The 6,504-nt window shown below is 63.7% G+C and carries 4 protein-coding genes and 2 pseudogenes; 1 reads left to right on the top strand and 5 read right to left on the bottom strand.

Annotated features, from left to right (window positions below):
- From AB0B91_RS63970 to AB0B91_RS63980, 3 genes and pseudogenes are all read right to left on the bottom strand, one after another.
- Positions 1–238: pseudogene (locus tag AB0B91_RS63970) on the bottom strand (IS701 family transposase); the annotation flags it as partial.
- Positions 239–456: 218 nt separating this feature from the next.
- On the bottom strand, positions 457–1,392 hold the full coding sequence (locus AB0B91_RS63975) for an endonuclease domain-containing protein (protein WP_358342767.1): 936 nt from the start codon (positions 1,390–1,392) through the stop codon (positions 457–459).
- A 306-nt stretch (positions 1,393–1,698) separates the two neighbouring features.
- On the bottom strand, positions 1,699–1,827 hold the full coding sequence (locus AB0B91_RS63980; protein ID WP_358342769.1) for a hypothetical protein: 129 nt from the start codon (positions 1,825–1,827) through the stop codon (positions 1,699–1,701).
- A gap of 363 nt (positions 1,828–2,190) precedes the next feature.
- Between AB0B91_RS63980 and AB0B91_RS63985 the strand changes: the two genes are divergently transcribed.
- Positions 2,191–4,449 carry a WD40 repeat domain-containing protein gene (locus AB0B91_RS63985; protein WP_358342773.1) on the top strand — a complete coding sequence of 753 codons (2,259 nt, stop codon included), beginning with the start codon at positions 2,191–2,193 and terminating at the stop codon, positions 4,447–4,449.
- Between the two features lie 153 nt (positions 4,450–4,602).
- Here AB0B91_RS63985 and AB0B91_RS63990 read toward each other — a convergent pair whose 3' ends face one another.
- Together AB0B91_RS63990 and AB0B91_RS63995 are read right to left on the bottom strand one after the other, a co-directional pair.
- Positions 4,603–5,766 (bottom strand): hypothetical protein, encoded by a 1,164-nt coding sequence (locus AB0B91_RS63990; RefSeq protein ID WP_358342771.1) that lies wholly within the window; start codon positions 5,764–5,766, stop codon positions 4,603–4,605.
- 520 nt (positions 5,767–6,286) lie between these two features.
- Positions 6,287–6,504 (bottom strand): annotated as a pseudogene (locus AB0B91_RS63995) (hypothetical protein); the annotation flags it as partial.

Here is a 6,504-nt window from a genome sequence, read left to right on the forward strand (position 1 = left end):
TGACGGCGAAGCGGCGGATGGTGCTCATCGCGCCCGCGGTGTCCCACCGGGCACGGTTCAGCAGGCGCTGGGTGGCGTCCGGACGGCGGTCGCCGATCCACTCGGCGATCGTCCAGCCGTTACGTCTGGGCAACTCGGACAGGACGGCTCGGATGTACTTGGCGGCCTGCAGCCGCGGTTCGATCCGGGTGAACATCGGCGCCAGCGCGGTCATGAGGTCGTCGAGGTTCCGTTGCACCCGTGTGGCCTCTACGATGAGGGCAGCAGCCGCTTTGGATCTTGTTCTCGTCACACAGACATGATCACGAGCGGCTGCTCTCGTTGTCCGGGAAACCCATCAGAAGATCGCAACGCCCAGCGCGCGTCATTCCAGCTTACACAGCAAATGGCGGCTGCCGTACTAGCTCCACCACTCAAAAGGTCACCTTTCAGCGCGAGACCAGGCCAGGGCCGCGGTTAACTATGTGTACGGCGGATAGCCGCCCTGGCCTTGTTGCCCTCTCGGAGGGTGTCGTAGTTCGGCTCGGCACGGGCGCTGACTGGGCTCGCGAAAAATCGCATCGCGTTGTTGAAGTACCGCTCGCGGTCTCTGGGCTCTCCATAGTCAAGGAACGTCATGCCGCCGTTGCAGCCGTAACACAGCAGCCCACGCCATCGGCCAGTTTCATGGTCGTGATCTATCACAAGTGGACCGCGATAATATGGGGAATCTTTGTTCCCGGGTCGGCGGCAGACCTGACAGAGATGTCCTGCTGCGCCACGAAGCGCTGCCACTTCTACCGCGGTGATATTTACGCCGTTGTCACGTTTACGGCGGTGGGCTTCGGCGCGGTCGCGTGTAGTGGGTTGGATGTGTAGGAAAGCTGCCAAGTCCAACCGGTTGTCGCGGTAGTGCTGGAATTGGAGCAGTCGCCGTGCCGAACCGGCTAAGGTGCCTCGAGCAACGCGTCCGAGAGGGTCGGCACAACCGCCGATTGTGACTCTGTTCTCGTTCTTGATACTGCAGACCATTCCAATGAATATTCGCCGATCGGAGGGGTCTCTCCACAACTCCATCTCTCGGCTGATTGGCCGACCGACTGTGTCTACCTCTACGCCATAGCTTTCCGAACGCTCGCATATCTTGCATCCCCATCCGCCCAGTTCATCGATTTGAGCATCAGAAAGCGAATTGCCGCGCTCATTATGCTTCTTGGAACTGGGGAAGGAGAGGTAAGCCTCCTTACGTTGGATGCACGCTGAACAGAGGCCGAGTGTCTTGATGTACTTTCGAGGGACAGGCTCGCACCCGCCAGTGCATTGCTGATCCGGCGTGCATCCGCAGGACCAGCAGGTACCCAACTCCTGCACCCGCTTCTCAGTACCCGTTCGGAAGATGAAGGCAGGGGACATAGATGCACGGTAACTCGCTACGCTTACAGGAGGGCTGGGGCCGGACCATTAGGAAGCCGAGTCAGGTGATTGTTCCCCTTCGGTGACCCTGAGCTGATGGCGGGATGTCTTTTGGCCGGCAGGTGACGACGTGGTCTGAGACGTCGGCCGCCATGCCACATTTGCCCAAGGGAGCGCCGACTTTACAAGCGGGACGTTCGAGGTGCGGCCCCGGGGCGACACTACGGCAGCGGTAGGCGGCAACAGCTCTGAGGGGTCTGGGTTCTGTATGTCTGAGAGGCATAAGGGCTGCCAAGGGCTTGGCCTTTAGCGGCGGAGCAGCAGGCGCAGCAAACGCCAGGCGCGGCCGCGGCGGGCCTCGTTGGCCGAGTACAGGTAGACGCCGGTCAAGAAGGCGAACACGGCCAAGGCGGCCAGGGCGAGGTGGGGCATCATTGGTGAGGCTGTCCTTTCCGTGGTTGGGGCGCCTCGTGGGTGCTCCTGCGCCGTGTTCCGGTGGTAGGGGGCGGCGCGGGTGCGCCTTGCTGGCGCGGTCCCGTGAACGGGACGTACTTCCATGATGAAGGCCGTGACAAGGACGTTTCCGATCTTGACCGAAGTCTTCCACCGTCGGCGCACATCCTTCCGTCTGGCTGCGCTCCCTGACAGACGTTGACAGTTCACAGCAGGCGCCCGGCGACGTCCGCGAGCGGGGTTTACATTTTTTGCCACTCTGGGGATGCTCGATCCATCATGGGCTCTCCCGCGAGACCTGAGGCCGCTCCGTCGGGCGTGGACGGTGCCGCCGCAGCCTTGACCGTGTTGCGTGAGGGGCTGGGCCAAGCGCACCTGCACAACGGCGAGCCGAGCCTGCGCGAGATCGAACGACGTACCGGCAAAGCCCTGAGCCACACCACCGTTGGAGCGGTGCTGCGGTGCAAGAAGCTCCCCCGCTGGGAGCAACTTGAATGCGTGGTGGAAGCACTGCAAGCCGACCCGGAGGTCTTCCGCTCGCTGTGGGTCGCCGCCCGCACCGCCATCCGTACCGAGGGCTCCGGTGGCCTGAGCCAAGGAGCACCGTCTTCTCACTTACGACCTGATATCGAGGCTGCACAGACTCACCATCAGGCATCGGCACCCGCCCAGCAGGTCGGCAAGCTCCTTATCGGCCACGAGCGATCCGTCCTAGCGGTTGCCTTCCACCCTGACGGCAGCCTGGTCGCTACTGCCGGGAGCGATGGCACCATACGGCGATGGGACCCCGCCACGGGTCAGCAGGTCGGTGAGCCCCTCACGGGTCACCAGGGACCCATCTATGCGGTTGCTTTTCATCCCGATGGCCGCCTGCTCGCCACCACCGGCGAGGACGGGACGGTGCGACTGTGGAATCCCGTCACTGGCCAGCAGGTGGGCCGACCCTTTATCGGCCACCTCGGACCTGTTTCCTGGGGCGCTTTCCATCCCAGCGGCAGCCTGCTGGCCAGCGTGGGGCGGGACGGGACGACGCGACTGTGGGACCTGGTTACTGGTCAGCAGATTGGCGAGCCTCTCACCGGCCACGAGGGGCCTGTATACGGGGTCGCTTTCCACCCCAGCGGCCGCCTCATCGCTACCGCCGGCGCGGACGAAACCACACGGCTGTGGAACCTCGACACTGGTCAGCAGGTGGGCCAGCCCTTTACCGGCCATAAGGCCACCGTCTACGCGGTCGCTTTTCACCCCGTCGGTCGCCTTCTTGCTACCACCGGGAGCGACGGCACTGCGCGGCTGTGGGACCTTGATACTGGTCACCAGGTGGGCGGTCCCCTCACTGGCCACGGCGGGCCGGTCTATGCGGCCGCCTTCCATCCTGACGGCCATATGCTCGCTACTGCTGGCGAGGGCACAGGGCGGCTGTGGGACCTTGATACTGGTTACCAGGTGGGCGGTCCCCTCACTGGTCACGGGGGATCCGTTTATGCGGTCGCCTTCCATCCGGATGGCCGCATACTTGCCACCGCTGATGGCGAGGGCATTGGGCGGCTGTGGGTGTTAGCGGTCGGGCTTTGGCCGAGCAGGGAATTCCTATACGAGCACATTCGCCGTCTACAGGCACGCCTGGCAGAGAGTAGTGAGCAGGACACCTCGGCAGCTAGCCGCCGTCCGGCGGCACAGCCACAACTCCATCAGCGGACGCCTGTTCTTTTGCAGCATCCCGCCGTTTACGCGGTTGCCTTCCACCCTGATGGCCAGTTGCTCGCTACTGCCAGCAATGAGGGCACCGTCCGACTGTGGGACTCCGCCACCGGCCGCCAGGTCGGCACTCCCCTCCCCACCCGCCAGGGAGCCGTCATCTCGGTCGCCTTTCACCCCGATGGCCAACTGCTTGCCACAGCCGGTAGAGATGGCACCGCACGGCTGTGGGACCCCGACACCGGCCGCCAGTTGGGCGATCCGCTCGCCGACCACAAAGGACCGGTCTACGCAGTTGCCTTCCAGTTTGGTGGCGGCCGCATGCTTGCTACTGCTGGCGCAGACGGTAGCGTCCGGCTGTGGAATCCCGACACCGGCTGTCGGGTGGGCGAGCCGCTCATCGGCCACCAGGGACCCGTCTATGAAGTTGCCTTCCAGCTCAGCGGCGGCCGCCTCATCGCTACCGCCAGCGAGGACGGCACCGTGCGGCTGTGGAACTCCGACACCGGTCGTCAGATGAGCGGTCCCCTCACCGGCCACCAGGGACCCGTCTACGCGGTCGCCTTTCGCCCCGGTGGCCAGTTGCTCGCCACCGCCGGCCAAGACGGCACCGTGCAGCTGTGGGACTTCGGCACTGGCCGACAGGTAGGCACCCTTACTGCCCACCAGGGAGGCGTTATCGCGATCGCCTTTGACCTCGATGGCCAGCTCGCCACTGCTGGGCAGGACGGCACCGTGCGGCTGTGGGAGGTTGGCTCCGGCCAGATGGTCAGTGGCCCTCTCATCGGTCACGAGGGACCCGTTGAGGCGGTGGCCTTCCAGCCGGGCGGCAGACTGCTCGCCACTGGTGGCCGGGATGGCACGGCGCGGCTGTGGCTACCCGGATCTGAGGCGCCCAGGAATTGATCGTTCCCAATGCGTTCCCTGCAGGGCCGCCCTCTCCCGATGCCGCTACGCGATCTCTGCCGTCGCCGCCAAACATGGCGTGAGCCGGCGTGGCAGCGAGCACTGCGCCAGCGGCGCTGGCAGCAGGTGCACGGACGCTCTCAACGGCGCAGCTCAATAATTCATGTTCTCCATCATCTCCTGCTGGTGCTCGCAGAGCTCAAGGAAGCTCGCGAAGTCGCCCTGTTGGCGAGATTGAGCGAGCACCGCAAGGAAGGGCTCGTCGAAGCGGACGTGCAGCCCCGAGTTGATCCACTTCGTTCCTTCGGGGAGCTCCGACTCCAACCACGCGTCAATCTCGTCGAAGAGCTCGAACACCTGCGTGATGTCGGTCTCAGATGCTGGTATGAGTGAGAACAACGGACTGCTACGCACGTTGGTCAGGCCAACCGGTACTGCTGCGTCCACTCCCGGCGTGTGCAGATAGATGGTCGCGCGGTGGCCCTTCTCAAAGCCGCCGTGAGAGTAGGGATTACGCCATCGTTCGACAACGTCCGTGAGCCGCTGCCGGTATCGAGCGGCAGCACGGTCTTTGCCTAGAACACGGTCGAACTTGTCGCCCCACCGCGACCCGATCACGTTGGTGAGGTCGTCCCGATCCGGGTCGAAGCCATGGAACGCCAGGGCCAGTACCAGGTTGTGCTCCAGCAGACTGAGATACGCCGAGATTGCCGCGGTCATGTCGTGGAAGGCATTCATCTGCATCTGAGCCTTGCCGTCTTTGACGGTGTACCAACACCCGATCGCGCCTTCGGTCGGCTCCTCCCTGATGCACTCATCGATGAACACCGGGTTGATGGCACGTTCGCGGAAGTATTCATAGGCGTGCCGAAGCGACCAATGCTGGTTCACTACGGTGGCGTTCCCTTTACCGAGCAGTTCGGGTGCTGCGTCCACGATCAGCTTTTCCACCGTGCGTATCGAGGACCGCAGCTTCTTGACTATCTGGTCCTGGATCTTGTGCGCCTCTTCTTCAGGCTTGCCAGTCCACAGGTAGAGCCGCAGCCCCAACTTTTCATGCGCAAGCTCGCACCACTCGTCCTGGTAGGTGAAGTTAACCCACCACTCGACCTTCTCGCCAGGTCCATCCGCCGTGAGTCCGATGAGCGTGAGCGCATACCTGAACAAGGACGGAACCGGCGCGTCGTCCCTGCTCAGGTGCAATTTGTAGGCCTCTCCCCGTAGCTCGTGCCCATCTTCGGGGAACGGCCCGAAGTCACGGAGCGCTGTCTGCTTCAAGCGCTTGCCCGCTTCGGCCTCTCCAGGGAGTGAGTTCATATGCGCAAGCATGCACGCATGCGGGTCGAACCCGCTGCCCAATACCCGATCTTAGGACTGGGACTGCTCCAAGGGATACGGCTGCTTCTGTGATGGTCCTGCAAGTCGTGATCGTTCCCTATGCGTTCCGAGAGAATCTGATGATAAGACGTCATCTACCAGCACTGGGGCGTCTTGACTGTGAGGCGGTCGTCGCGACCACACGCAGACGAGCGTCGAGACGTGATCACAGAAGGTTAGCTGGTGCCATCGTTGCTTCAGAAGCCGTCAGGAGCTTGACACGGCCAATACCCGGCCAAATTCGTTCGGCTGAACACGAAAGCCCAGGTCGAAGCTTGATCGCGAGAGGACTGTAAAACCGTCGGCTCAGCCTACGCAAGTTCGAACCTTGCACCTGCCACACCAGCTTGAAGAGGCCCGTCACCAGCGGAAACGCGGTGACGGGCCTCTCGCGTTGTGTCCGGCGGTCTATGCTCGGACCGGCTCGCTACGGGTGGCTGCGCTGAATACGCGCTGAAGATCATCGGGCTGGGTCGGCGGAGTCCGGCGGCTCCGGTGGCGGAGGCCGGGGGAGTGCCGTCTCGATGCGCCGCATGGCCTCAGCCTGTCCGCCGGAGATGCACTTTGCGTAGACCCCTAGCAGCACCTCCACACTGTGGCCGCCCCACTCGGCGACCTGGGGCGGGTTCACGCCGGCGTTGAGCCGTGCAGAGACGCACGCATGCCGGCAGTCGTAGG

It is taken from the genome of Nonomuraea sp. NPDC049141 (genome assembly GCF_040648415.1).
Classification (GTDB): domain Bacteria; phylum Actinomycetota; class Actinomycetes; order Streptosporangiales; family Streptosporangiaceae; genus Nonomuraea.